General features: G+C 41.9%; 23 protein-coding genes, 2 tRNA genes and 1 pseudogene. All 26 read left to right on the plus strand.

Annotated features, from left to right (window positions below; all coding sequences use genetic code 11):
- The first annotated feature begins 89 nt into the window (after positions 1-89).
- Positions 90-386 (plus strand): septation regulator SpoVG, encoded by a 297-nt coding sequence (gene spoVG / locus GPS65_RS16975; RefSeq protein WP_008357439.1) that lies wholly within the window; start codon positions 90-92, stop codon positions 384-386.
- Between the two features lie 199 nt (positions 387-585).
- A complete protein-coding gene (gene glmU, locus GPS65_RS16980; RefSeq protein WP_119124314.1) occupies positions 586-1,956 on the plus strand; it encodes a bifunctional UDP-N-acetylglucosamine diphosphorylase/glucosamine-1-phosphate N-acetyltransferase GlmU in 1,371 nt (456 codons plus the stop codon).
- Positions 1,957-1,978: 22 nt separating this feature from the next.
- Positions 1,979-2,932, plus strand: a complete 954-nt coding sequence (locus tag GPS65_RS16985; protein ID WP_003217907.1) for a ribose-phosphate diphosphokinase — start codon at positions 1,979-1,981, stop codon at positions 2,930-2,932.
- A 137-nt stretch (positions 2,933-3,069) separates the two neighbouring features.
- Positions 3,070-3,696, plus strand: a complete 627-nt coding sequence (locus GPS65_RS16990; RefSeq protein ID WP_012008657.1) for a 50S ribosomal protein L25/general stress protein Ctc — start codon at positions 3,070-3,072, stop codon at positions 3,694-3,696.
- Between the two features lie 139 nt (positions 3,697-3,835).
- Positions 3,836-4,402 (plus strand): aminoacyl-tRNA hydrolase, encoded by a 567-nt coding sequence (gene pth / locus GPS65_RS16995; RefSeq protein WP_012008658.1) that lies wholly within the window; start codon positions 3,836-3,838, stop codon positions 4,400-4,402.
- Between the two features lie 55 nt (positions 4,403-4,457).
- Entirely contained in the window at positions 4,458-4,688 is a 231-nt protein-coding gene (locus GPS65_RS17000) for an anti-sigma-F factor Fin (RefSeq protein WP_003217967.1), read from the plus strand.
- A gap of 67 nt (positions 4,689-4,755) precedes the next feature.
- The gene (mfd, locus tag GPS65_RS17005) at positions 4,756-8,289 is read left to right on the plus strand and encodes a transcription-repair coupling factor (protein ID WP_119124315.1); all 3,534 of its coding nucleotides are present in this window, start codon (positions 4,756-4,758) and stop codon (positions 8,287-8,289) included.
- A 139-nt stretch (positions 8,290-8,428) separates the two neighbouring features.
- Complete coding sequence (gene spoVT, locus GPS65_RS17010) at positions 8,429-8,965, plus strand: stage V sporulation protein T (protein ID WP_119124316.1); 537 nt, start codon at positions 8,429-8,431, stop codon at positions 8,963-8,965.
- A 193-nt stretch (positions 8,966-9,158) separates the two neighbouring features.
- On the plus strand, positions 9,159-10,763 hold the full coding sequence (locus GPS65_RS17015; protein WP_119124317.1) for a putative polysaccharide biosynthesis protein: 1,605 nt from the start codon (positions 9,159-9,161) through the stop codon (positions 10,761-10,763).
- Complete coding sequence (gene yabN, locus GPS65_RS17020; protein ID WP_119124318.1) at positions 10,753-12,237, plus strand: bifunctional methyltransferase/pyrophosphohydrolase YabN; 1,485 nt, start codon at positions 10,753-10,755, stop codon at positions 12,235-12,237. The genes GPS65_RS17015 and yabN overlap by 11 nt, the downstream gene beginning before the upstream one ends.
- The gene (locus tag GPS65_RS17025) at positions 12,234-12,494 is read left to right on the plus strand and encodes an RNA-binding S4 domain-containing protein (RefSeq protein WP_003217975.1); all 261 of its coding nucleotides are present in this window, start codon (positions 12,234-12,236) and stop codon (positions 12,492-12,494) included. Before yabN ends, GPS65_RS17025 begins: the two co-directional genes overlap by 4 nt.
- Positions 12,495-12,568: 74 nt before the next feature.
- The gene (gene yabP, locus GPS65_RS17030) at positions 12,569-12,877 is read left to right on the plus strand and encodes a sporulation protein YabP (protein ID WP_003217974.1); all 309 of its coding nucleotides are present in this window, start codon (positions 12,569-12,571) and stop codon (positions 12,875-12,877) included.
- On the plus strand, positions 12,874-13,512 hold the full coding sequence (gene yabQ, locus GPS65_RS17035; RefSeq protein ID WP_119124319.1) for a spore cortex biosynthesis protein YabQ: 639 nt from the start codon (positions 12,874-12,876) through the stop codon (positions 13,510-13,512). Before yabP ends, yabQ begins: the two co-directional genes overlap by 4 nt.
- An 18-nt stretch (positions 13,513-13,530) precedes the next feature.
- Positions 13,531-13,905, plus strand: a complete 375-nt coding sequence (locus GPS65_RS17040; RefSeq protein ID WP_012008663.1) for an FtsB family cell division protein — start codon at positions 13,531-13,533, stop codon at positions 13,903-13,905.
- Between the two features lie 82 nt (positions 13,906-13,987).
- The gene (locus GPS65_RS17045; protein WP_003217901.1) at positions 13,988-14,386 is read left to right on the plus strand and encodes a S1 domain-containing RNA-binding protein; all 399 of its coding nucleotides are present in this window, start codon (positions 13,988-13,990) and stop codon (positions 14,384-14,386) included.
- Positions 14,387-14,562: 176 nt separating this feature from the next.
- Positions 14,563-14,636 (plus strand) — tRNA-Met (locus GPS65_RS17050).
- A 26-nt stretch (positions 14,637-14,662) separates the two neighbouring features.
- Positions 14,663-14,734: transfer RNA gene (locus tag GPS65_RS17055), tRNA-Glu, on the plus strand.
- A gap of 204 nt (positions 14,735-14,938) precedes the next feature.
- The gene (gene spoIIE / locus GPS65_RS17060; protein ID WP_119124320.1) at positions 14,939-17,422 is read left to right on the plus strand and encodes a stage II sporulation protein E; all 2,484 of its coding nucleotides are present in this window, start codon (positions 14,939-14,941) and stop codon (positions 17,420-17,422) included.
- Between the two features lie 76 nt (positions 17,423-17,498).
- Entirely contained in the window at positions 17,499-18,233 is a 735-nt protein-coding gene (locus GPS65_RS17065) for a vWA domain-containing protein (RefSeq protein WP_003217969.1), read from the plus strand.
- Complete coding sequence (locus GPS65_RS17070; RefSeq protein ID WP_119124321.1) at positions 18,217-19,224, plus strand: protein kinase domain-containing protein; 1,008 nt, start codon at positions 18,217-18,219, stop codon at positions 19,222-19,224. The genes GPS65_RS17065 and GPS65_RS17070 overlap by 17 nt, the downstream gene beginning before the upstream one ends.
- 96 nt (positions 19,225-19,320) lie before the next feature.
- A pseudogene (gene tilS, locus GPS65_RS17075) lies at positions 19,321-20,743 on the plus strand (tRNA lysidine(34) synthetase TilS).
- The gene (gene hpt, locus GPS65_RS17080) at positions 20,740-21,279 is read left to right on the plus strand and encodes a hypoxanthine phosphoribosyltransferase (RefSeq protein WP_012008668.1); all 540 of its coding nucleotides are present in this window, start codon (positions 20,740-20,742) and stop codon (positions 21,277-21,279) included. The pseudogene tilS and the gene hpt overlap by 4 nt, the downstream one beginning before the upstream one ends.
- Positions 21,280-21,374: 95 nt before the next feature.
- Complete coding sequence (gene ftsH / locus GPS65_RS17085; RefSeq protein ID WP_012008669.1) at positions 21,375-23,279, plus strand: ATP-dependent zinc metalloprotease FtsH; 1,905 nt, start codon at positions 21,375-21,377, stop codon at positions 23,277-23,279.
- Positions 23,280-23,441: 162 nt separating this feature from the next.
- Positions 23,442-24,218 (plus strand): type III pantothenate kinase, encoded by a 777-nt coding sequence (locus GPS65_RS17090; RefSeq protein ID WP_008341820.1) that lies wholly within the window; start codon positions 23,442-23,444, stop codon positions 24,216-24,218.
- A gap of 15 nt (positions 24,219-24,233) precedes the next feature.
- Positions 24,234-25,109 (plus strand): Hsp33 family molecular chaperone HslO, encoded by an 876-nt coding sequence (gene hslO, locus GPS65_RS17095; RefSeq protein ID WP_012008671.1) that lies wholly within the window; start codon positions 24,234-24,236, stop codon positions 25,107-25,109.
- A 52-nt stretch (positions 25,110-25,161) separates the two neighbouring features.
- A complete protein-coding gene (locus GPS65_RS17100) occupies positions 25,162-26,064 on the plus strand; it encodes a peptidyl-prolyl cis-trans isomerase (protein ID WP_238389168.1) in 903 nt (300 codons plus the stop codon).
- Positions 26,065-26,123 lie beyond the last annotated feature (59 nt).

The raw sequence follows: 26,123 nt of genomic DNA on the forward strand, positions 1-26,123 counted from the left end.
AAAAAAGTTTAAAAAAAGAGCAGGAGAATCACCACAATCGTTGAATACCTAAGTAATGCTTTTATATTGGGAAAAGGTGGTGAACTACTGTGGAAGTTACTGACGTAAGATTACGCCGCGTGAATACCGATGGTCGCATGAGGGCGATTGCATCCATCACGCTGGACCACGAATTTGTTGTTCATGATATTCGTGTGATTGATGGAAACAATGGCTTGTTTGTTGCAATGCCTAGCAAACGCACGCCTGATGGAGAGTTTCGCGACATTGCACATCCAATTAATTCAAGCACTCGAGGTAAAATTCAAGATGCTGTTTTAAATGAGTATCATCGCTTAGGTGAAGAGGAAGAGACAATTGAATATGAAGAAGCTGGAGCTTCTTAAAGATATGTGAACCTAAAAAGACAGCTTTAAGAGAAAATGAATGTTTTCTTTTAAAATGCTGTCTTTTTTGCGTTTTTTCTCTTGTTCCTTATGTCTCCCATTCATTAGAAAATTAATGCACTTCCTCTTGTATCCTTGAAATCAGTCCTTATTTAGGATATATTTTTCTATGGATAATAGGGATATTGGAGGCCAATCAATGGATAAGCGGTTCGCAGTGATTTTAGCAGCGGGAAAAGGAACGAGAATGAAGTCAAAGCTATACAAAGTACTTCATCCAGTTTGCGGAAAACCAATGGTCGAGCATGTGGCAGACGAAGCGTTAAAGCTTTCTTTAGCCAAGCTAGTGACGATTGTCGGTCATGGAGCAGAGGACGTCAAAGAGCAGCTTGGAGACAGAAGTGAGTATGCACTTCAAGAAGAACAGCTAGGAACAGCACATGCCGTCAAACAAGCAAAGTCGTTCCTTGCGCAGGAAAAGGGAACAACCATTGTCATTTGTGGTGATACGCCATTATTGACAGCGGAAACAATGGAAGCTATGTTGAGCGAGCATCAAAAACATCAAGCGAAAGTCACTATTTTAACAGCACGTGCGGAAGACCCGACAGGTTATGGTCGTATTATTCGTGATGAAACCGGTGCTGTTGTGAAAATTGTGGAGCATAAAGATGCGAATGATGCAGAACGTCAAGTGAATGAAATTAATACAGGGACCTATTGCTTTTCAAATGAAGATCTCTTCCGTGTGATTGAGCAAGTATCGAATGAAAATGCTCAAGGTGAATACTATTTGCCAGACGTCATTGAAATTTTAAAGAATGAAGGGCAAACAGTTGCAGCGTATCAAACTCCGCAATTTGAGGAAACACTTGGAGTCAATGATCGTATCGCTCTATCACAAGCAGAGCAATTCATGAAGCGACGTATTAATCATCAGCATATGAAAAATGGTGTGACCTTGATTGATCCTGAGAACACGTATATTTCACCTGATGCAGTTATTGGTGAAGATACAATGATTTATCCTGGGACGGTCATCAAAGGGAATGTGAAAATCGGTGCAGACGCTATTATTGGGCCAAACACTGAAATTGTTGACAGCATCATCGGAGACCGCACAGTGATTAAGCAATCTGTCGTCTGCGATAGTGAGGTTGGAGTCGATGTGACAATTGGGCCGTTTGCTCATATTCGCCCGTTGTCGAAAATTGGCGATGAAGTGAAAATCGGGAATTTTGTCGAAATCAAGAAAACGGTTTTCGGAGACCGCAGCAAAGCATCTCATCTAAGCTATATTGGAGATGCAGAGGTCGGAACTGATGTAAACCTTGGCTGTGGATCGATTACAGTCAATTATGATGGGAAGAACAAATTCTTAACGAAGATTGAAGATGGCGCATTTATTGGCTGTAATTCAAATCTCGTGGCACCAGTCACTGTCGGAAAAGGGGCATATGTTGCAGCTGGTTCAACGGTTACAGAAGATGTACCGCAGGATGCATTGTCTATTGCTAGAGCAAGACAAGTCAATAAAGAAGATTATGTGAAAAATATTCATAAAAAATAATCCAAATACCCGGAGGTTTACCATGTCTAATCGTTATGCTGATGCGAATTTAAAGATCTTCTCTTTGAATTCAAACCCTGAACTTGCTAAAGAAATTGCCGATCGTATCGGAGTTGATGTAGGAAAGAGCTCTGTTAAACGCTTTAGTGACGGTGAAGTCCAAATCAATATTGAAGAAAGTATCCGCGGGTGTGATTGTTATGTCATTCAATCCACTAGTGCGCCAGTGAATGAGCACATTATGGAGCTGCTTATTATGGTAGATGCACTAAAACGCGCTTCTGCGAAAACGGTCAATATTGTGATCCCTTATTACGGATATGCACGTCAAGATCGTAAGGCAAAACCTCGTGAGCCAATCACTGCGAAGCTATTTGCGAACTTACTTGAAACAGCAGGTGCTACACGTGTCATTGCACTTGATCTTCATGCGCCGCAAATCCAAGGTTTCTTTGATATTCCAATCGATAACTTAATGGCTGTGCCAATCTTAACAAACTATTTCGAACAGAAAAACTTGAATGATATCGTCGTTGTGTCTCCTGACCACGGTGGTGTGACACGTGCGCGTAAAATGGCAGATCGTCTGAAAGCACCAATCGCTATTATCGACAAACGTCGTCCAAAGCCAAACGTTGCTGAAGTCATGAACATCATTGGTAACATTGAAGGCAAAACGGCGATTCTCATCGATGATATTATTGATACAGCTGGTACTATTACACTTGCTGCAAATGCACTTGTGGAAAATGGAGCAGCTGAAGTCTATGCTTGCTGTACTCACCCAGTATTGTCTGGACCAGCAGTAGAACGTATCACAAACTCTAAAATTAAAGAATTAGTTGTGACAAACAGTATTCACTTAACAGATGACAAGAAAGTTGGGAAATTCATTCCGCTTTCAGTTGGGCCTTTGCTTGCAGAAGCCATCATCCGTGTACATGAAGAAGAATCTGTGAGCTACCTTTTTAGCTAATTTTCTGATTGAAAAAGGCCCTAAGCATCCGCTTGGGGTCTTTTTGCTATCATCATTCACGGTAAATAGGTTTAAAATGATTCGGTTATGGGTAATTATGAGAGTAGTGACAAAAAAGAAATAGGATGGTGCTGAATATGGCAACTTTAAAAGCAAATAAAAGAACTGATTTCAAACGTTCCACACTGCAAAAAATCCGTCATTCAGGACACGTTCCTGGTGTCATATACGGAAAAAATACAGACAACCTGGCTGTTTCACTAGACAGCATCGATTTATTAAAGACCTTACGTGATGAAGGGAAGAATACAATCATCACATTGGACGTGAACGGTGAAACAAAATCCGTGATGGTCACAGAATTACAAACAGACCCGCTAAAAAATGAGCTTGTCCATGCAGACTTCCAAGTGGTCGATTTGCAGCGTGAAATTGAAGCGGATGTACCTGTTCAGTTGATTGGCGAATCTAAAGGAGTTAAAGATGGCGGTGTGCTTCAGCAGCCACTATTTGAACTATCCATCACAGCGAAACCAAAAGATATCCCACAGCATATAGAAGCAGATATTACAAACTTAGAAGTGAATGATGTCCTAACAGTCGCTGATTTGCCTGTTCAGTCATCATATCAAGTGAATAACGATCCAGAAGAAGTCGTGGCATCCATTTTACCGCCTCAGCAATCAGAGGTTCCTGAACCAGATAGCGAAGAGGAACCAAAAGAACCTGAGGCTATTAAAGAAAAGGATAACGATGGAGAATAACTGGTCATTTAGAGACGTAACCCTCCCGCGGTTGCGTCTTTTGTGCTAGAATGAAAAGAATTCATACGTTTTACATGAGGCAATCCTATTGGCTCATTTTTTAGGCGTGTGCTTTGGGACAAAGGAGGTTTTTGGTTTCATGATTGCGTTTGTTGGATTAGGTAATCCAGGAAAAGAATATGAAAAAACAAGACATAATGTCGGTTTTATGACAATAGATGAATTATCGAAAAAATGGGATATCCCATTAAATCAATCAAAGTTCCATGGACAATTTGGAACGGGGTTTGTTTCAGGACAAAAGGTTCTACTTGTAAAGCCGCTTACATATATGAACTTATCAGGAGAATGCGTGCGTCCGCTAATGGATTACTATGATATTCCCCTTGAACATTTGAAAGTCATCTATGATGATCTTGATTTGCCAACTGGCCGAATTCGTTTGCGTACAAAAGGAAGTGCAGGCGGGCATAATGGAATCAAATCGTTGATTCAGCATTTAGGGTCACCTGAGTTTGACCGATTCCGTATCGGTATTGGACGTCCTCAAAATGGCATGAAGGTCGTCGATTACGTGCTAGGACGCTTTTCTGAAGAGGAGCAGCCAGATATCGCATCAGCCATTCAGGCGTCTGTCGAAGCTTGTGAGGCGGCTTTAACAAAGCCATTTTTAGAAGTGATGAATGATTTTAACAAAAAGGTATAAGAATGAAAAGCAAAGCACATACTGATCATAAAATCTCAGCATGGGAGGATCACGTATGGCTTTGCATTATTACTGCCGGCACTGTGGTGTAAAGGTTGGCAGTCTAGATGAATCTGCTGTTCAAAGTGAAGCACTCGGATTTCATCACTTAACAAATGAGGAAAGAAACGATATGATTTCTTATAGGGAAAATGGTGATTTACATGTGCAAACCATTTGTGAGGATTGCCAAGAGGCGCTCGAAAGAAATCCTGATTACCATCAGTATCATACCTTTATTCAATAAAAAGCTTTGGTGTAGATAATAGACCAAAGCGTTTTTCTGTTTTAAACAAGCAGGGAGGAGGAGCCAAATGAAAAATATACAATCATTTATCAAACAAAGTGATGATTTTCAGTCCATTTTTAATGGGCTAAAGGAAGGTTTAAAAGAACAACTGCTCGCCGGACTATCAGGCTCCGTCAGATCTTTATTTACAGCCGCTATATCAGACGAACTTAAGCGGCCGATGTTTATTGTGACTCACAACTTGTATCAAGCGCAGAAGGTAACAGATGATCTTGCCAGTGTGATGTCAGATCGCTCGGTCCTTCTTTATCCTGTGAATGAACTTATTGCTTCAGAAATTGCCGTGGCGAGTCCTGAGCTCAGAGCACAGCGTCTAGATGTGCTGAACCGGCTGGCGAATGGAGAGAACCCCATTATCGTCACCCCGGCTGCTGCGGTGCGCAGAATGCTTCCGCCAGTTGAGCTCTGGAAGGAGAGTCAGATCCATTTAAAGCTTGGTGAAGAAATTGATTTGGAGGCGTTTTCAAAACAGCTTGTACAAATCGGTTATGACCGGACGTCGATGGTTGCTGCGCCCGGAGATTTTAGTGTGCGCGGAGGAATCATTGATATTTATTCGTTAACGGAAGATCATCCGATCCGTATTGAGCTGTTTGATACAGAAGTAGACTCAATTCGAACGTTCCATTCGGATACACAGCGCTCATTAGAAACACTTCAAGAAATTAAAATCGGTCCCGCAAAAGAGCTTATTGTCAGAGGCCCTGAACGAGTGAGAGCCATTGAACAGCTTGATCAAGGACTTGCGAATAGCTTAAAGAAATTCAACTCGGACCAGCAAAAAGAATTGCTGCATCAACATATTACTGCTGATCGAGAGAAGCTGCTAGAAGGTATCTTGACACAGGAAATGACGAAGTACCTGTCCTATTTCTATGAAAAACCTGCTAGTTTGCTAGATTACACTTCACAGGATACGATTATTATTTTAGATGAAATAAGCAGAATTCAGGAGATGGAAGAACAACTTGAGCAGGAAGAAGCGGATTGGACCATTAGCCTGCTTGAAGAAGGCAATATCCTTCATGATTTAACCCTTTCTTTCCCGTTCCAACAACTGATCAATCAGCAATCCCGGTCAATTCTGTACTACTCCTTGTTCCTGAGACATGTCCAGCAGACAAATCCGCAAAATATCGTCAATGTCTCTAGTAAGCAAATGCAGAATTTCCACGGGCAGATGAATGTGCTTGCAAGTGAAATAGAACGCTACAAAAAACAACAATACACAGTTGTTTTCTTAGGTGCGGATGAAGAACGGACAGACAAACTGTCTTCTGTCTTACATGATTATGACATTGAAGCCGCTCTTGCTAAGCCGGAAGCAGAGCTTGTAAGCGGACAGGTGTATATTTTACAAGGTGAGCTGCAAACAGGCTTTGAACTACCGTTATCGAAAATTGCCGTGATCACAGAAGGCGAGCTCTTCAAAAAACGTGTGAAGAAGCAGGCACGTAAGCAAAAGCTGACCAATGCAGAGCGAATTAAGAGCTATTCAGAGCTTCAAGTCGGCGACTATGTGGTGCATATTAACCACGGGATTGGTAAGTATTTAGGAATTGAAACGCTTGAAATCGGCGGCATTCATAAAGACTATTTAAATATTCATTATCAAGGAAGCGACAAGCTTTATGTACCGGTTGAACAAATTGATCAGGTGCAAAAGTATGTTGGATCAGAAGGTAAAGAGCCAAAGCTGTACAAACTAGGCGGCAGCGATTGGAAACGTGTGAAGAAAAAAGTGGAGTCCTCTGTACAGGACATCGCAGATGATCTCATTAAGCTGTACGCAGAACGTGAGGCAAGCAAAGGGTATGCCTTCTCGCCTGATCATGAGATGCAACGCCAGTTTGAATCAGCGTTCCCTTACCAGGAAACAGATGATCAGATCCGTTCGATTCATGAAATCAAACAAGATATGGAGCGGGAACGTCCTATGGACCGCCTGCTTTGTGGAGATGTGGGATACGGAAAAACAGAAGTGGCGATTCGAGCCGCCTTCAAAGCAATTGCTGACGGGAAGCAGGTTGCACTGCTTGTGCCGACAACCATCTTAGCGCAGCAGCATTTTGACACGATTATGGACCGATTCCAAGACTATCCTGTTAAAATCGCTCAGCTGAGCCGTTTCCGTACGAGAAAAGAAACAACTGACACGTTAAAAGGGTTGAAAAATGGAACGATAGATATGGTGATCGGTACACATCGTTTGCTTTCGAAAGATATTGTTTATAAAGACTTAGGTCTGTTGATTATTGATGAAGAGCAGCGTTTTGGTGTAACGCATAAAGAGAAAATTAAACAGATGAAAGCCAATATTGATGTTCTGACATTAACGGCTACGCCAATTCCGCGTACGCTGCATATGTCTATGCTTGGCGTACGGGATTTATCGGTTATTGAAACACCGCCTGAAAACCGTTTCCCTGTTCAAACCTATGTGGTCGAGTACAATGGCGCTTTAGTTAGAGAAGCGATTGAGCGAGAACTAGCACGTGGTGGTCAAGTGTACTTCCTGTACAACCGTGTCGAGGATATTGAACGTAAAGCAGATGAAATCTCTATGCTAGTCCCAGATGCGAAAGTCAGCTATGCACACGGGAAAATGAGTGAGAACGAACTGGAATCAGTGATGATCAATTTCCTTGAAGGTGAATCAGATGTATTGGTCAGTACCACCATCATTGAAACGGGAGTCGATATTCCGAATGTGAACACGCTCATCGTCCATGATGCGGATAAAATGGGGCTTTCTCAGCTGTACCAGCTAAGAGGACGAGTAGGACGCTCAAATCGTGTCGCATATGCTTATTTCACGTATCGAAAAGATAAAGTTTTGTCTGAAGTAGCAGAGAAGAGACTTCAAGCCATTAAAGAATTCACAGAGCTCGGATCAGGATTTAAAATTGCGATGCGAGATTTAACAATTCGAGGAGCAGGCAATTTACTTGGTGCACAGCAGCATGGATTCATTGATTCTGTTGGATTCGATCTCTATTCTCAAATGCTGAAAGAAGCCATCGAAGAAAGAAGAGGCGATACGACGGCTCAAGATAAATTTGAACCGGAAATCGATCTGCAAATCGATGCCTATATCCCAGACACTTACATTTCGGATGGAAAGCAAAAGATTGAGATGTATAAACAATTCAGAGCGATTGGATCCATTGAAGAGCGAAAAGAGCTTCAAGATGAAATGATCGATCGATTCGGTGAATATCCGCAAGAAGTGGCGGATTTGTTCACGATTGCGACAATGAAAGTATACGCCGTGCAGGAACGTGTTGAATTAATCAAGATGGAGAAAGGCATTGTCAGACTCACCCTTGAAGAGCAAGCAAGCGGTGAAATCGACGGTCAAAAATTATTTGCGCTCGGCAGTAAATATGGCCGTGATATTGGCTTGGGAATGGAAGGCAGCAAGCTAATTATTTCTGTCCAGACGAAAGGCAAGAAGACGGAGGAATGGCTTGAAATCGTTCTGAATATGCTTCGAGGCCTTCAAGATGTGAAAAAAGAAACCATTCCATCTTCATAAAAATTTGTTTGTCTCTCGTGTATATTACGTTTGATGTGACGGATACTAATCTCAGGGTCAAGTGGTGAATGTTGCATAAAGTGGACGCTTTTGCTCCATTCACCCAACACATCATCAAACGAAAGAGAGGCAGCAGTGAATGAAAGCAACTGGAATTGTACGCCGCATCGATGATCTAGGTAGAGTGGTTATTCCGAAGGAGATTCGCAGAACATTGCGCATCCGGGAAGGAGATCCGCTTGAGATTTTCGTCGACCGCGATGGAGAAGTAATTTTGAAGAAGTATTCGCCGATTAGTGAGCTAGGAGACTTTGCAAAGGAATATGCTGATGCATTATTCGACAGTTTGGGTCATTCCATCCTGATTTGTGATCGAGATACGTATATTGCTGTATCCGGCAGTTCGAAAAAAGAGTACTTAAATAAATCCATCAGTGATTTACTTGAACGAACAATAGACCAGCGTAATTCTGTATTAGAAGAAAGCAAAAAAGAAATTCAACTTGTCGATGGTATTGATGATGACGTATCTGCTTATACCATTGCACCTATTGTTGCAAACGGAGATCCGATTGGCGCCGTCGTCTTATTTTCTAAAGAGCGTTCAATGGGGGAAGTGGAGCATAAAGCAGCAGAAACAGCAGCTGGCTTCTTAGCCCGTCAAATGGAACACTAGGTCTAATAATTCTATATCATTTTGATAAAACGAGAGAATGCCGATGAAATCATTTGATTTTGTCGGCGTTTTTTATATGGGATGAAACACAACGGGGAATGTGTCGTCTACTCCTTAGAAAGAAACGGCTTTTCATTCACGTATGATATAATGAGTGCGTTTAACTGTAGATCTATTTTTAAAGGAGTCATCCATGAAAAATACTGTGAATCAGCCGCATTGGCTTTTCCAGGGTGCGGTGATTTTGACCATCGCAGGCTTGTTATCAAAGGTACTAAGTGCCGTTTATCGTGTTCCGTTCCAGAACATCGTAGGAGACACTGGGTTTTATATTTATCAGCAAGTGTACCCTTTCCTTGGTATTGCGATCATGCTTGGCACCACAGGGTTTCCTGTCATGGTGTCCAAGCTTTTGAGTGAGTATGGGGAAGAGGATCGACGGATCATTTCAAGGGTATCCTTGGTCTATATCACTTTACTGAGCCTTGTCTTATTTCTTTGTCTTTACATAGGAGCAGGCAGAATTGCGAGCCTTATGGCGGACAGTCAATTAATTTTGCTCATCCAGATGAGTGCTTTTGTGTTTCTATTTCTGCCGCTCACTGTGATGCTGAGGGGCGTTTTTCAGAGTGACGGTATGATGCTTCCAACGGCTGTTTCTCAATTAGTGGAGCAGCTCATCAGGGTAGGCGTTCTGCTTGTTTTATCCTTTTATTTCGTGAGACACGGCTATTCGCTTTATGAAACAGGGGCGGGTGCGGTCTTCTCCTCCATAGCCGGAAGTGCGGCCTCGCTTATCCTGCTTCTTTTTCTTTGGCTCACTTACCGAAAACAGTCTTCTGCACCTATGACAGTCAAGCAGACTACACTTCGGAAAAAGGATGTTTTGAAGAGTTTGATACTGTATACATTCACGATTTGTGTCAGCGGACTACTCATTTTATGGATGCAAATGATTGATGCCTTTCATCTGTATGCGCTGCTACGCAGTGAGGGTCTGAGTGAAGCCGCGGCAAAGGCGGCAAAAGGTGTATATGACCGAGGGCAGCCGTTTTTACAGCTAGGGACGGTGTTTGCCATTAGCATTGGAACCTCTCTTGTGCCATTTTTATCTGCTGCCATGAGGAATGGAGAGCATGAAGCGATCAGGCAAAAAGTACGGACATCGTTTAAGACTACATCGGTTTTAGGGATTGGTTCAGCAGTTGGGCTGATGTGTATTCTTTCGTCAGTCAACATCATGCTTTTTCGTAATGATTTAGGTACCGATGCGCTGCAAATTTTCTGTATTTCCATCGCATTTACTTCGATTGCGATTACGCAAGCAGCTTTACTTCAAGGTCTCGGGCATACTGTGTATCCGGCTGTTGTGGTGCTTCTCAGTGTACTGGTGAAATGGATACTCACACTTGTACTTGTGCCGCTATTAGGCATCTACGGTGCGGCATGGTCAACTGTGTGTGGTTTCCTCGCTGCCGCTCTGCTCAATGCCTTTTATTTGAGGCACAAAGGATGGATTTCGTTGAGAGAGCTGTTCCCAGTGAGAATTCTTTTATCGGCCGCTTTCATGGCCATCGTCTTAATAGGGTATCAGGCACTGTTTTCTTGGGTCATTCCCTTTGAAAAACGTCCTTTTTCCGTTTTAGAGAGCCTGACGTCAGTTTTTATTGGTGGTTTCGCCTTTTTATATAGTATTCTTAAGCTAGAAGTATTTACGGACGAGGAATGGAGACTCATTCCATTAGGAGAAAAGATTTTATATTTTAAACAGATGAGAGGGAATCAAAATGGCAGGTAAGATTACCGTCGTCGGTCTTGGGGCAGGCGACATGGATCAGCTGACGCTCGGTGCATACAAGCAGCTGAAGCAGGCGAAAGAAGTATTTATGAGAACGCAGGACCACCCGCTTACCGCAGAGTTGATGCAGGAGGTCCCGTCACTGACCTTTTTTGATGAGATTTATGAAAAGCACGATCAGTTTGATGCGGTCTATCAGGAAATCACAGAAATTTTATTTAAAGAGGCAGCGGAAAAGGAGATTGTGTACGCAGTACCAGGTCATCCATTTGTCGCAGAAAAGACTGTTCAGCTATTAGTTTCTCAGCAGCAAGAGCGTGGGATTGAGGTGTCTGTTGCTGGTGGACAAAGCTTTTTGGATGCGACGTTTAATTCCTTGCAGATCGACCCAATCGAGGGATTGCAATTCGTTGATGCAGGAGATATGAGAGCGGACGATCTCAAATTGACCCAGCATGTCCTCATTTGTCAGGTATATGATCAGATCACTGCTTCGAATGTGAAACTCACGCTGATGGAAAAGCTTCCTGATGATTATGAAGTCTATATAGTAACTGCGGCTGGAAGCAGCCTGGAACAGATTACTGCCGTTCCTTTATTTGAACTTGATCGAGATGTGTCGATAAATAACTTAACGAGTGTTTATGTACCTCCGATTCAAGATGAAAAGCTGCTTTACAAACAATTTGACACCTTCCGTGACGTCATCCGTACATTAAGAGGTCCGGGCGGCTGTCCATGGGATCAAAAACAAACCAATGAGTCACTTAAACCCTATTTAATTGAAGAATGCTATGAACTGCTTGAAGCGATAGATGAAGATGATCCAGACCATATGGTGGAGGAGCTCGGAGATGTGATGCTACAGGTGTTACTTCATGCTCAAATCGGTGAAGATGATGGCTTTTTCTCCATTGATGATGTCATCCAGCATGTCACAGAGAAAATGATTCGTAGACATCCCCATGTGTTTGGTGACACAAATGTGTCTGAAGCAGAAGACGTGGTCGTCAACTGGGAAAAAATCAAGCAGTTGGAGAAGCCGGAGCGGGCAGCCTCTATGTTGCAATCCATCCCTGCGACGCTTCCAGCATTAACGAAGGCATATAAGCTTCAAAAAAAAGCCGCCAAAGTAGGCTTTGATTGGACAGACGTGAACGATATTTGGAACAAATACGAAGAAGAAAAGCAGGAATTTCTCGTTGAAGTGGCAGAGAAGCCGGACGAAAGTGCAACGAAGCAGATGACAGATGAATTTGGAGATCTTTTGTTTGTTCTCGTCAACATTGGAAGGTTCTATCAGCTAGAGCCTGAAACGGCGCTCGCTTCCGCCAACACAAAATTCATGCGACGCTTTCAGCATATTGAACAAAAAGCAAAGGACATGGGACGTTCATTAGAAGAATTAACAATAGAGGAAATGGACGATCTATGGAACGATGCCAAACGTATAGAAAGAGGTGATCATACATGAGATTAGATAAATTTTTAAAAGTGTCCCGTTTAATTAAAAGAAGAACATTGGCAAAAGAAGTCGCTGATCAAGGCAGAATTTCTATTAACGGCACACAGGCGAAAGCCAGCTCTGACGTGAAAGAAGGAGACGAGCTTAAAATCCGTTTTGGTCAAAAGCTCGTGACGGTGCAAGTCAACGAGTTAAAGGACACAACGAAAAAAGAAGAAGCTGCTGGCATGTATACTGTGCTAAAAGAAGAAAAAACAGCAGAATAGGGCTTGTTCTAAATGATCCTCCTGTCACATACAATGCAGTAACAATGCAAGTATGAGATATGGGGGATGTATAAATGAATCAATATTATAATCAACCTCAAGGCACGAAGCTGTCATCAGAAGCAGAACACAATATCACAATGCGAAACAGAAAGCATTTAGATATTACCGGTGTCAAACAGGTGGAAAGCTTCGATAATGAAGAATTTCTGCTTGAGACGGTCATGGGGATTCTCGCGATTCGTGGAGAAAATCTGCAAATGAAAAACCTAGATGTCGAAAAAGGCGTTGTGTCGATTAAAGGACGTGTCTTTGACTTAATTTATGTAGATGAGCAGCACGGGGAGAAAGCTAAAGGATTTTTTAGCAAGCTGTTTAAATGACGCTGACAGTCCAGTTTTATACGATGCTTTCGATGGTAGCGATGGGCATCTGGCTGGGCGCATCGCTTGATACGTACAAGCTGTTTGTGAATCGGGAAAAGACAGCAAAATGGCTTTTGATCATACACGATCTCCTTTTTTGGCTCGTACAGGGTCTCTTATTCTTTTATGTTCTGCTGCTGACAAATGAAGGAGAATTCAGGGTTTATATCTTTCTAGCCGTTGCACTAGGTTTCTCGATGTATCAGGCATTGATGAAACAGCTGTATATGAACATTCTCAAGTTTCTGGTGATGTGTGTGTATCAGGCCGTTCTCATTCTGAAACGGCTGGTCATGTCCATCGTCTTCCAGCCAATTCGCTGGCTGATTTCCTTCATCATAAGTGCTATTATGTTCTTGCTCCACTTGCTCTTACGTCTTGTTCATTTTACGTTTCGGCTCGTGTGGAAGGTGCTGTCCATTGTCTGTTATCCGCTCATCTGGTTACTCAATGTGACCATTATTCATCGGATTCCCGAAAAATGGCGAACATCAATGAGATTGTTTTTCTCTAAAGGAGCAGGAATTTTACAAGGGACCAAGAAATTATCTGGTACCATCAAAACGAAATGGAAACAATTCTGGACAAAGTAAGAGAGGAGGCCTTCAACCTTGAACAAGAGAAAAAGAAATATCGCACAAATTCAAAATGATTACCAAAAACAAATGGAACAGCAAGCACAGCGCTTAAAACGCAAACGCCGTGGACTCCTTAGAAGGCTTACCGTGTTTGGTGTGATTGCGCTCATGTTTGTTGTCTTGGTGATAAGTGCCCTCTGGTCGCAATCGTCCTCATTAAAGGAAAAAGAAGAGAAGAAGGTTGCGCTTGAAAAAGAATTGAAGCAATTACAAACAAAGCAGGAAGATATTTCTGATGAAATTAAAAAGCTGAAAAGCAAAGAATACGTACTCGAACTGGCACGACGGGACTATTATATGTCCAAAAAAGGCGAAAAAATCTTTGATGTGGGCAATAAGAGCGATTAGCCTTGTTGACACTTAAAATTCAGTTTATGTATAATTGAACAAATGAGATTTTTTTATAAGTCTAAGGAGGAGCACTTTTTTTATGTCGATTGAAGTTGGCAGCAAGTTACAAGGGAAAGTTACGGGCATTACAAATTTTGGAGCTTTTGTGGAGTTGCCAGGCGGTTCAACTGGTCTCGTTCATATCAGTGAGGTAGCCGATAACTATGTAAAAGATATTAATGAGCATTTAAAAGTCGGTGAACAAGTTGAAGTGAAAGTGATTAACGTTGAAAAAGACGGTAAAATCGGCTTGTCCATTAAAAAAGCAAAAGATCGTCCTCAACAACAACAATCAAGACCAAGCAGAAATGATTTCCGTCCGAAGGAATCGTTTGAGCAAAAAATGAACAAATTCTTAAAAGATAGTGAAGACCGCTTAACATCTTTAAAACGTAACACGGAATCAAAACGTGGGGGACGCGGAGCAAGAAGAGGTTAACTTGTTGCTGCTTTCTATATATCTTTCACAACAAAGCACCTGCTGTCCGCAGGTGTTTTTTTCTTAATTCATCCGACATTTTTTGAGATTTCGCCATTTAATTTAAAACTTCCTATTGACGGACAAGCGATTCCTTTGTATTATATATCTTGTGCTTCTTAGCGCATTTTTATTATGGCGGTGTAGCTCAGCTGGCTAGAGCGTACGGTTCATACCCGTGAGGTCGGGGGTTCGATCCCCTCCGCCGCTATCCTTTTGTTTAGAACATAAAAGCAAGGCCCGTTGGTCAAGCGGTTAAGACACCGCCCTTTCACGGCGGTAACACGGGTTCGAATCCCGTACGGGTCATCGTCGAAAACAGCTTTCTTTAGGAAAGCTGTTTTTTTGTGTCTTCGTAAAATTCTGATGAAAGACATCGACTTTCATGAAAGTATGCCTCTTTGACGAATAAAGCGTCGAACGTTTTATGGAAACGACAACTTCTTTTGACAAAATTTCTTTTTCACCTTCGCTATAATGACAAGCAACGAATATCAGGTGGGGGATGAAAAGATGGAAAAACTAGAAAGAAGAACTGATTTAACAGGAGCGGGGTTTGAAAGAATCAGTGCAGGGTTAAAGAAGATGAAAAACCTGTTTCTTCATCATACGCATTCTCTTTTTTTCTATAAAGGGTTTATTTATGTCGTTCTAGGCTTTTTATTAGGACGAGCCTTTATATTATCTGAAATCATGCCATTTGCTCTGCCTTTCTTTGGGTCCATGCTGCTTATCAAAAGAGACAAGGCCCTGCTTGCTTGTCTCGCTTTACTTGCTGGAGCCATGACGATATCACCTCAAAATGCATTGTTTGTGTTTGCATCGCTGATCGTCTTCCTCCTTATGTCCAAGGTGGTTTCTTTCATCATCAAAGATCCAGTGAAAACATTGCCGGTTGTCATTGTACTGTCAATGCTGATCACCAGAGGAGCATTTGTTTACCTAGAGCAAGGTGCTGTGCAAAGCTACGATTACGTTATGGCGGGTGTCGAGGCAGGACTTGCCTTCATTTTGACACTGATTTTCCTTCAAAGCCTGCCGATTTTTACAGTCAGGAAAATCAAACACTCCTTAAAGGTTGAAGAAATTATTTGTTTTATGATTTTGATTGCCTCAGTTTTAACAGGTCTGGCGGGGATCACATTTCAAGGAATGCAGGCAGAACATATTTTGTCACGATATGTAGTATTGAGCTTTGCCTTTATTGGAGGAGCAAGTATTGGTTGTACAGTTGGTGTCGTGACTGGATTAATTCTCGGTCTCGCTAACATCGGAAACCTTTATCAAATGAGTCTTCTTGCCTTTTCAGGTTTATTAGGGGGATTGCTGAAAGAGGGGAAGAAAGCAGGCGCAGCCATTGGCTTAATTGTGGGCTCCTTACTGATTTCATTGTACGGAGAAGGATCAGCAGGACTCATGACGACGCTATATGAATCGCTGATTGCGGTTGTGCTCTTCTTGCTCACGCCACAATCCGTAACCTCTAAGGTAGCGAAATATATTCCTGGTACGGTAGAGCATGTACAGGAGCAGCAGCAATACGCCCGGAAAGTACGAGATGTGACAGCAAAAAAGGTAGACCAATTTTCTAATGTATTTCATGCGCTGTCTGAGAGTTTTGCGACATTTTACGAATCCATTCCTGAAGAAAAGAAACAGGAAGAGGATGTAGATCTTTTTTTAAGTACGATCACAGAACGATCCTGTCAAACGTGCTATAAGAAAAATAAATGCTGGGTGCAGAACTTTGATACAACCTATGAACTCATGAAACAAGTTATGCATGAATCTGATGAAAAAACCTACGAGCAAAACCGGAAATTGAAGAAGAAATTTAGCCAGCACTGCTCAAAATCAAAACATGTCGAGGAATTGATTGAAGAGGAGATCGCTTACTATAAAGCCAACCAGACCTTGAAGAAAAAGGTTCAAGACAGCAGACGACTTGTAGCTGAACAGCTGATGGGCGTCTCACAAGTGATGGAGGATTTTTCCCGGGAAATAAAACGGGAAAGAGAACAGCATTTTATTCAAGAAGAGCAGATGATAGAAGCACTTCAGCACTTTGGAATTGAAATTCAACAAGTAGAAATTTATAGCTTGGAGCAGGGGAATGTCGATATTGAAATGAGAATCCCCTATTGCCAAGGGCATGGGGAATGTGAGAAAATCATCGCCCCCATGCTCTCAGATATTTTAGAAGAGCAGATTTTAGTCAAGGCAGAGCAGTGTGCAGAGCACCCAACAGGCTATTGTCACGTTGTATTTGGCTCTGCAAAGTCATATCGAGTAGCTACAGGCGTAGCGCATGCAGCGAAAGGCGGAGGGTTAGTGTCTGGAGACAGCTACAGCATGATGGAGCTGGGTGCGGGCAAATATGCCGCAGCTATTAGTGATGGGATGGGTAATGGAGCAAGGGCTCACTTTGAAAGCAATGAAACGATTAAGCTGTTAGAAAAAATATTAGCTTCAGGTATCAATGAAAAAGTAGCGATTAAAACCATTAATAGTATTTTATCTTTACGAACGACAGATGAAATCTATTCAACATTAGATTTATCCATTATTGATTTACAGGATGCGAGCTGTAAATTCCTTAAGATCGGTTCAACACCCAGCTTTATTAAACGGGGTGATCAGGTGATGAAGGTACAAGCGAGTAATTTACCGATTGGGATTATTGATGAATTTGAAGTGGAGGTTGTGAGTGAACAGATGAAGGCAGGAGATCTGCTGATTATGATGAGCGATGGCATCTTTGAAGGACCAAAGCATATTGAAAATCATGATCTCTGGGTGAAGCGCAAAATGAAAAGCTTTAAAACAGAAGATCCGCAAGAGATTGCTGATTTATTAATGGAAGAGGTCATTCGAACAAGATCGGGTCAAATCGATGACGATATGACGGTTGTTGTCATCAGGCTTGATCACAATACGCCTAAATGGGCATCCATTCCGACAGGTACATTCTATCTTGAGAAACAAGAGATTTCTTGAAATATCGTATAATATGAATTTCTTCTGGCGATGATGGGGATATAAAGCATTCAGTACGATCCCAGGAGGAATGAAGATGCGAAAAGGTCACGTAAACCAAATCTTATTGATTACAGATGGCTGCTCAAATCACGGGGAAGATCCACTTGCGATTGCCTCATTGGCAAAGGAACAAGGGATTACAGTCAATGTTATTGGCATTATGGAGGAAAACAGACACGATCATGAAGCAATGAAAGAAGTTGAAGGAATTGCTCTCGCAGGTGGAGGCATTCATCAAGTGGTCTACGTCCAACAGTTATCTCAAACGGTACAAATGGTTACAAAAAAAGCGATGACACAAACCTTGCAAGGTGTTGTGAATAAAGAATTGCAGCAAATACTTGGCAAGGACACTGAAATTGAAGAGCTTCCGCCTGATAAACGCGGGGAAGTGATGGAAGTAGTTGATGAGTTAGGAGAGACGGTTCATCTTCAAGTGCTTGTGCTTGTTGATACAAGTGCAAGTATGAAACCGAAGCTTCCGACCGTTAAAGAAGCACTCATTGATCTATCCATTAGTTTAAATTCAAGAATTGGTGAAAATCAGTTTGGAATGTGTATATTTCCCGGGAAAAACTCAGATGCTGAAATTGTGTTGAATTGGACGCCTCGATTCGATTCACTATCATCTATTTTCCCGAAACTGACCACGGGGGGAATCACCCCAACTGGACCAGCGCTTCGAGAAGCACTCCAGCATTTCAAATCAGTTCGTTCGCGTAAAGGGCTGCTTGAAGCAAAGGAAGAGCATGATGAATTCGGTTTCTAACATTCCGTTAGGCACGGTGATTCATGGGAAATGGCATCACCATCATTACCGCATTGTAAAAGAGCTGGGAAAAGGGGCGAACGGTATTGTCTATCTAGCCGAATCGCCAAATGGTCAAGTAGCCCTTAAAGTGAGTGATGACAGTATGCTCATTGCATCTGAAGTCAATGTATTAAAATCCTTTTCTAAGGCTCCTGTGAAAACCATGGGGCCTTCTTTTTATGATATGGATGATGCGATTTATCCCGGCATGCTTCAAAAGCGTTCCTTTTATGTAATGGAGTATGTCAGAGGCCCATTACTGCTTGATTTTGTCAAACAAAAAGGTGATGAATGGATCGTCGTTTTAATGGTTCAGCTTTTATCTAACCTAGCTCATTTACATCAAGAAGGGTGGATCTTTGGTGACTTGAAGCCAGACAATCTTATTGTGTCAGGTCCCCCAGCCACGATCCGGTGCATTGATGTAGGGGGAACGACAAAAGCAGGCAGAGCAATCAAGGAATATACAGAGTTTTTTGATCGAGGCTATTGGGGATTCGGTACAAGAAAGGCAGAGCCATCCTATGATCTATTTGCCTTAAGCATGGTGATGGTGAATTGTGCGTATAAGAAAGAATTCAAAAAAGGAGTAGAACCGGAAAAGCAGCTTTACAGAGCCATTGAAGGACATCCTTTGTTAAAGCGATATGAAAGGGTGTTAAAGGCTGCTCTACAAGGTAAATATCAATCAGCGGCGGCAATGAAGAGTGCGATGCTGAAAGAAGGCCAGCTGATCGCTTCAAGAAAAGCGAGTCAAAAGAAGCAACAGCAAAAAAATGGGCAAAGGCCAGCTGATCAACAAAACCAACAGGTGACTTCACGATCGAGAGTTGCAGCAGCAAAAAGAACACAAGTACGCAAAAAATCAGGTGGGCTTTTTGAAACGATTCTTATCGTGTGCAGTGTACTTGCTCTTTACTGTGCATATGTCGTTTTGTTCCTGCTATAGACCTGTAAAAAAGCAGGCTTCATCTTTGCTTGGAGCTACTGAAAGTGATAGGATATGTATATCTTTAAATTACCTGCTCTTTGTGAGGAGGAAGTTGTGAATAGAATTGAATCATTTTTGAAAAAACATGATGTTTACCTTGAAAATACGACAGTCATTGTCGGGGTTTCTGGCGGACCAGATTCCATGCTTTTGCTGCATGAACTAAACAAACGTCGAAAAGGTTCCTTTCAGCTGATTGCAGCCCATGTAGATCACATGTTCAGAGGAGAAGAATCCTTTGCTGATTTGGCATTTGTTGAGGCATACTGCAAGGAGCAAGGAATTCCTTTTGAATCGGCTCGCATACAAGTTACCCAATATGCAAAAGAAAACCACTTAAACAAACAGGCAGCTGCAAGAGAGTGCAGATATGCTTTCTTTCGTCAATTGATGGAGCGATACAAAGCTCAATTTATAGCGCTTGCACATCATGGGGACGACCAAGTAGAAACAATGATGATGCGGCTTGCGAGAGGGACTGTTGGAATAGGACTTGCCGGTATCCAAGCAAAACGTCCTTATCAAGATGGATGGCTGATTCGGCCGCTCATTGGATATTCCAAGGATGACGTGCTGACCGCTTGTGAACAAGCACATATTCCCTATGTCATTGATCAAAGTAATCACACAGATGACTACTTGAGAAACCGGATAAGAAGACACATTCTTCCCGTGTTAAAAGAAGAGGCACCTCATGTACATGAAAGCTTTCAGTTTGTAAGTGACATGCTGACTGAAGATGAGCAATACTTGCAGGCATTAACAAAGGAACAAATGAACCAAGTGATAACGAATCAATCGCCTAAGCAAATTAAGATTAAAACGAAGCCTTTGCTTGACCTGCCTTTGCCTTTACAAAGAAGAGGCATTCAACTAATATTAAACTATCTTTATGAAAACACTCAATCAGCGTTTTCAAACCAGCATATTCTAGGGACTTTGGACTGGTTATCTCATACTGAACAACCGTCTGGATCATTAGATTTGCCAAAAGGTTTACAAGCTGTCAAATCTTATGATTACTGTATGTTTACCTTTGAACGATCGCTTGTACTAGACCAGTCTTATGCTCTTCACTTAAAGGGTGAGGTTGGAGAGGAGCTTTTCCTTCCAAATGGGCAGTCTATCGTGGTATCAAATCATGTTCCGAAGGATGCACGGAACGGAAACCATTTTTTCTTGCTTCAAAAAGATCGTGTTCGTTTCCCTTTGATCATTCGCTCACGAAAAAATGGTGATCGAATCAAACTTAAAGGGATGAATGGATCAAAAAAGGTGAAGGATATATTTATTGATAAAAAAGTGCCTCTTGCAGAAAGAGACAGCTGGCCGATCGTCACTGACTCGGATCATCAAATCATCTGGATCCCAGGTCTGAAAAAATCCGTTTTTGAAGAAATTGATATGACAAACAGCGATCTCATTGTATTACAATATAGACAGCATGAAAATTTGTAGGGGGCAAGCAAAAGCATGAAACAAGATATTGAAAAGGTTTTGATCTCAGAAGAAGAGATCCAGCAAAAAGTGAAGGAACTGGGTGCAACATTAACCAGCGATTATGATGGTGAATTTCCCCTGGCTATTGGTGTTTTGAAAGGGGCTCTTCCATTCATGGCAGACCTGATCAAACACATTGATACATATTTAGAACTTGATTTTATGGATGTATCTAGCTACGGAAAATCTACCGTATCTTCAGGAGAAGTAAAGATCATTAAAGATCTAGATACTTCTGTTGAAGGAAGAGATATTTTAATTATGGAAGATATCATCGACAGTGGGTTAACTTTGAGCTATCTGGTAGAGCTTTTCCGATACCGTAAAGCAAACTCCATAAAAATTGTGACATTGCTTGATAAACCAAGTGGTCGTAAAGCAGACATCAAAGCAGATTATGTTGGATTTGAAGTACCAGATGCATTTGTTGTCGGCTATGGATTGGATTTCGCTGAACGTTACCGAAACCTCCCGTATATTGGAGTGTTAAAACCATCTGTTTACGAGGGCTAATCGGCATGCGTATACATGAGGTTATTGGTTGTATTGGAATGATTTTCTATGATACTATTGAACATAGTTGTGCTTACTGTGGGAGGAGGTAAGGAATGAATCGGGTTTTTCGTAATACGATTTTTTATATACTTATTTTATTACTTGTGATAGGGGTAGTCAGTTGGTTAGGATCCCCTAATCAAAAGCCTGAGAACATGTCTTACAGCAAATTTTCGCAAAATCTAAGTGCGGGAAAAGTGGAGAGTATCTCCATTCAGCCTGTAAGAGGGGTTTATGAAATTCGTGGTCAATTAGATGGCGCGAAGAAAGATGAATACTTCATTACCCATGTTCCAGATGGTCAAGGTGTTGACCAGATTTACAGTGCACTGAAGAATACAGATGTAAAAGTAGAACCAGCACCTGAAACAAATGGATGGCTGCAAGTTCTGACAACCATCATTCCGTTCATCATCATCTTTATCCTGTTCTTCTTCTTATTGAACCAAGCTCAGGGCGGTGGAAGCCGTGTCATGAACTTTGGTAAGAGTAAGGCGAAGCTTTACACAGAAGAGAAGAAACGTGTGAAATTTAAAGATGTTGCCGGTGCAGATGAAGAAAAGCAAGAACTTGTAGAAGTGGTTGAATTCCTGAAGGATCCACGTAAATTCGCGGAGCTTGGCGCAAGAATTCCTAAAGGGGTTTTACTAGTAGGACCTCCAGGTACAGGTAAAACATTGCTTGCGAGAGCATCTGCTGGAGAAGCAGGCGTTCCTTTCTTTAGCATCAGTGGTTCTGACTTCGTCGAGATGTTCGTCGGTGTCGGTGCATCACGTGTACGTGATTTATTCGAAAATGCGAAAAAGAATGCACCATGCTTAATCTTTATTGATGAGATTGATGCAGTGGGTCGTCAGCGTGGAGCAGGTCTTGGCGGTGGTCATGACGAGCGTGAACAAACGCTTAACCAGCTTCTTGTTGAAATGGATGGTTTTAGTGCGAACGAAGGTATTATTATCATCGCTGCGACAAACCGTGCAGATATCCTAGATCCTGCATTGCTGCGTCCGGGACGTTTTGACCGTCAAATTACGGTTGACCGCCCAGATGTCATTGGCCGTGAAGAAGTACTGAAGGTTCATGCGAAAAACAAACCGCTTGATGACACAGTGAACTTGAAAGCCATTGCAAGCAGAACACCTGGGTTCTCTGGAGCAGATCTTGAGAACTTACTAAACGAAGCAGCACTTGTTGCTGCCCGTCATAACAAAAAGAAAATTGATATGCGTGATATCGACGAAGCGACTGACCGTGTCATCGCTGGGCCGGCGAAGAAAAGCCGTGTCATTTCGAAGAAAGAACGTAATATCGTGGCTTACCATGAAGCAGGTCATACCGTCATTGGTCTTATCCTAGACGAAGCGGACATGGTGCATAAAGTAACGATCGTTCCTCGTGGTCAGGCAGGCGGATATGCGGTTATGCTTCCAAGAGAAGACCGTTATTTCCAAACGAAGCCTGAGCTTCTTGATAAAATTGTCGGCTTGCTCGGCGGTCGTGTTGCAGAGGAAATTACGTTTGGCGAAGTAAGTACAGGCGCTCACAACGACTTCCAACGTGCAACTGGCATTGCAAGAAGAATGGTTACAGAGTTCGGTATGTCTGATAAACTTGGTCCACTACAATTCGGTCAAGCACAAGGAGGTCAAGTTTTCCTTGGCCGCGATTTCAACAACGAGCCGAATTATAGTGAAGCGATCGCTTACGAAATTGACCAAGAAGTTCAGCGTTTCATTAAGGAGAGCTACGAACGTGCGAAACAAATTCTTACTGAGAATAAAGATAAGTTAGAAATTATCGCACAAGCTCTTCTAGAAGTTGAAACATTAGATGCTGAGCAAATTAAATCTCTTTACGAAACTGGAAAGCTTCCAGAGCGTGTATACGCAGATGACGAAGAGAAAAATGATGATGTGAAAGTAAACATCAAGAAAAAAGAAGAAGACGAGGAGATCTAATCTCCTTCTGTGAAAGCTGCCGGGATCACCGGCAGCTTTTTTTATTTCAATTCCTGAATGGATCGGTTTCGAATTGTTTACAAATGGAACTCAATTCGTGTATGGTATGATAGAAAGTCGAAAAATGCTCTTTTTGAGAAACTATTCAAAGTGGTGATGAAGTTGTTACTCGTGATAGATGTAGGGAACACAAATACCGTTTTAGGTGTTTATCATAATGGCGATCTAAACTACCATTGGCGAATTGAAACAAGCCGTCATAAAACAGAAGATGAATTTGGTATGGCCATTAGGTCTTTATTTGATTATGTCGGCCTAATGTTTGACCAAATAGAAGGAATTATCATATCGTCTGTTGTCCCGCCAATGATGTTTGCATTAGAAAGAATGTGCGAGAAGTACTTTCACATAACTCCCCAAATTGTAGGGCCTGGAATGAAGACTGGATTAAACATTATGTGTGACAATCCAAAGGAAGTCGGGGCTGATCGAATTGTGAATGCCGTAGCGGCGATTCACCTTTATGGGGCACCTCTCATTGTCGTAGACTTTGGTACAGCGACAACCTACTGCTATATCAATGAACAAAAACAATACATGGGTGGGGCGATTGCACCTGGTATTACCATCTCAACAGAGGCTTTATATACAAGAGCGGCAAAACTGCCGAGAATTGAAATTGTCCGTCCAGATCACATTGTTGGAAAAAACACCATTAGTGCGATGCAATCTGGCATCCTTTATGGATATGTTGGGCAAGTCGAGGGAATAGTGAAACGGATGAAGCAGCAAGCGAAACAAACACCGAAAGTCATTGCAACAGGCGGTTTGTCGACATTGATTGGAAATGAATCAGACTGCATTGATATTGTCGATCCGTTCTTAACATTAAAGGGACTTCAACTCATTTATGAACGTAATCGTGTCGGTGTATTATAGGAGGTTTAAAATCGAATGGATTACTTAGTTAAAGCGTTAGCATATGACGGAAAAGTTCGAGCATATGCTGCAAACACAACAGATACAATCAACGAAGCACAAAGAAGACACCATACATGGCCAACAGCTTCAGCAGCGATTGGCAGAACAATGACTGCCACAGTCATGATGGGTGCTATGCTGAAAGGTGAAAATAAATTAACGGTCAAAATTGAAGGCGGTGGACCAATCGGTGCCATTATTGCTGATGGAAACGCAAAGGGCCAGGTGCGCGGATATGTCTCAAATCCACAAGTCCACTTTGACCTAAATGAACATGGCAAACTGGATGTTAGACGTGCAGTCGGGACATCTGGAACGTTAAGTGTTGTGAAAGATATCGGGCTGAAAGATCACTTTACAGGACAAACGGAGATCGTTTCAGGCGAAATTGGAGATGACTTCACTTATTATCTTGTCTCTTCTGAGCAAGTGCCTTCTTCTGTAGGTGTAGGGGTTCTCGTCAATCCAGATAACTCGATTCTCGCAGCTGGCGGTTTCATCATTCAATTGCTGCCTGGAACAGAAGATGCTGTCATTGAAAGATTAGAAAAGCGTCTCTCAACCATTGAACCCATTTCTAAACTCATCGAAAAAGGGATGACACCAGAAGAAATTTTAGAAGAAGTACTCGGAGAAAAACCTCAAATTTTAGAAACTGTACCTGTCGAATTCTCTTGTAACTGCTCAAAAGAACGTTTTGCTAATGGCATTATCAGCCTAGGGAAAGCCGAAATTGACGATATGATTGAACAAGACGGACAAGCAGAAGCTCAATGCCATTTTTGTAACGAAACGTATGTATTTACAAAAGAAGAGCTAGAAGAGCTACGTGAAGAAATAACCCGCTAAGCTCTAAGCAGCGGGTTTTCTTTTTAGAATGGAAAGGAGACGAAAGATGAGACTGAAAGCAAGAGTGGTATGGACATTTATTCTCGTGTTGCTTATGATCAATGCCGTTGTTATTGCATATGTATTAACAAAGTCGCAAATATCACAGGCTTCTTCAAACGGGAAGAGCGGTGAAGAAATTGCGTCGATTGGAAAAGAAAAGGTGACACGTCAAGAATGGTTAAAGAAGATGGAAGACCGCTATGGAAAGGCAACACTTGAGCAAATGATTAATCAGAAGGTGGTCAATCAGCTTGCGAAAGAAAACAAGCTTGAAGTGTCCTCAAAAGAAATCAATCGTGAATTGCTGATGCTTAAAGCGGTATCTAATAATTTCTATGAAGATGGACATACGAGTGAAAAAGATTGGACAGAACAGATTCGTTATCAAATTTTATTGGAGCAGCTTTTAACGAGAGATGCTGTCGTTTCTGAAAAAGAAGCGAAATCCTTTTATGAAAAAAACAAGGACTTATATCAATATGATGATTCATACCGTATTCGTCATATCGTCGTGAAGACAAAAGACGAAGCTGAAAATGTATTGAAGGATCTGAAAGGCGGATCTAGCTTCGAAGCGGTGGCAGCTGAACGCTCTATTGATCGCTACACCTCTCCATATGGCGGAGATCTTGGGTTTGTGACAGAAGAACAAGAAAGCATCCCAGCCCTATACATACAAGAAGCTCAAAAACTTCAGCCAGATGAATGGACAAAAGAACCGATTGAGACCAAAAACGGGTATGCCATTATTCAATTGAAAGAAAAATTAGATGGCCGCTCCTTCTCGTATGAAGAAGTCAAAAATCAGATCAAAAGGCAGATTGCTATGGAAGATCTAGGTGAAAAGGCGAATGTCAAAACCCTGTGGAAAGAAGCAAAAGTCACATGGTTTTACGATGGCGAGCAGGACTAAAAGCATTGACAAAATTTTTCGAAATTGATAATTTAATATTAATACAATAAAATTACTCG

The sequence above is a fragment of the Bacillus pumilus genome (assembly GCF_009937765.1).
In the GTDB taxonomy this organism is placed as follows: Bacteria; Bacillota; Bacilli; order Bacillales; family Bacillaceae; genus Bacillus; species Bacillus pumilus_O.